Origin of the sequence: Gordonia sp. VNK1, from assembly GCF_040049135.1 — a bacterium.
GTDB classification, from domain to species: Bacteria; Actinomycetota; Actinomycetes; order Mycobacteriales; family Mycobacteriaceae; genus Gordonia; species Gordonia oleivorans.
This window is the reverse complement of the sequence record NZ_JBDZDJ010000060.1, coordinates 1-1,514: the sequence shown is the minus strand read 5'-3', so window position 1 is coordinate 1,514 and position 1,514 is coordinate 1. Positions and strand designations below refer to the sequence as shown.

The 1,514-nt window shown below is 62.8% G+C and carries 1 protein-coding gene; it reads left to right on the top strand.

What is annotated here, in order from left to right; all coding sequences use genetic code 11:
* Window positions 1-272: 272 nt before the first annotated feature.
* The gene (locus ABLE94_RS26295; protein ID WP_348810306.1) at window positions 273-1,505 is read left to right on the top strand and encodes an IS110 family RNA-guided transposase; all 1,233 of its coding nucleotides are present in this window, start codon (window positions 273-275) and stop codon (window positions 1,503-1,505) included.
* Window positions 1,506-1,514 lie beyond the last annotated feature (9 nt).

The window sequence follows — 1,514 nt, the reverse complement described above, 5'->3', positions numbered from 1 at the left end:
CCGGCTAATGGGGGGAACTACTGGGTCTGGTTGACGTGAGTTGGCAGACTTGGTGGTGGTAGCTGCTACTGGGTGAGCACTCTTACCGGCTGGGCCTCGAGAGAGAGTTCTGGGTCGAGACCGTGCCCCTGGTGGTAGGCCGCGAGGGTGAGATCGCTACTGGGATGTCGTGCCGACTCGGGTTGAGTGTGAGCATTCGCCATTAGCCCGCGCAAATCCTGCGGCTAGCTGCTGAAACGAAAGGATCGAAGCAACTTTCAGGAGGGGCTGGGATGGCAGTGTTGTTCGTTGGGGATGATTGGGCCGAGGATCACCATGACGTCGAATTCCAAGACGAGAATGGCAAGATTCTGCGTCGCGCCGAGATACCGGAGGGGATGGCGGGCATCGCGAAGTTCGGCGAGCACGTGGCCACTTTCCTCGATGACGGTGACGAGCCCGAGCAGGTGCAGGTGTGCATCGAGGTGGCTCGCGGTCCATGGGTCAACGCGTTGATCGCTGCCGGGTACCGAGTGTTCGGCGTGGATCCCCGCCAGGCCAAGCGGTTTCGGGAGATCCTGATCAGTTCCGGCGCCAAGAGCGACAAAGCCGACGCGCACGCGTTGACCGAGATGCTGCGTCACCATCGCGGCCAACTACGCGAAAGTGGCGGTGATTCGGAGATCGCGGCCGCGGTCAGGGTCGTCGCCCGCGCCCATCAGACGATGATCTGGGAACGGACCCGTCAGATGCTGCGGTTGCGTGCGGCGTTGCGTGAGTACTTTCCGGCGATGCTGCTGGTGTGTGCTGAGCTCGAACTCGATCTGTGGAGTCGGCCGATTCTGGGGTTGCTGGCCAAGGCACCCACTCCGGTGCGGGCGGGCGCATTGACCACCCGCCAGATCCTGCCTCTGCTCAAACGGCGCCACAACAAGGACGCCAAAGCTGCTGCGATGCAACGGATATTGCGTGCCGAGCATCTCGGTCAGCCCGAGCGGGTGACCGATGCCTACGCCGCGTCAGTGCGGTCGCTGGTCGCGGTGCTGGGCGTGCTCAACGAGCAGATCGACGAACTCGCCACCGAGGTCGATGCCCATTTTTCCCAGCACCCGGACTATGAGATCTACTGCAGCCAGCCCGGCATGGGCCCGGCCATAGCCCCTCGGGTGCTCGCCGAATTCGGGGACGACCCCAACAGGTTCAGAAACGCCAAAGCGCGTAAGAACTACGCCGGCACCAGCCCCATCACCATCCAGTCAGGCAAATCCGAGGTCGTCTCAGCACGTTACGTGCATAACGACAGACTCCTCGACGCCGTCATCGGACAGGCACACGGCGCGTTCGTCAACGACCCCGGAGCACGTGCCTACTACCGCAAGCAACGAGCCCGCGATGTCGACCACTACGCGGCACTACGGCAAGTCGCCAACCGACTCGTCGGCATCCTGCACGGCTGCCTGGTCCGCGGAGTCCCCTACGACCCCGAAATCGCATGGAAAGACCAAACGCCCGAAGCCGCAGCTTGACAACTTAAC

What these genes read in the sequence shown, in the direction of transcription:
- ABLE94_RS26295 (WP_348810306.1), top strand. Translation starts at nt 273, where the DNA reads ATGGCAGTGTTGTTCGTTGGGGATGATTGGGCCGAGGATCACCATGAC.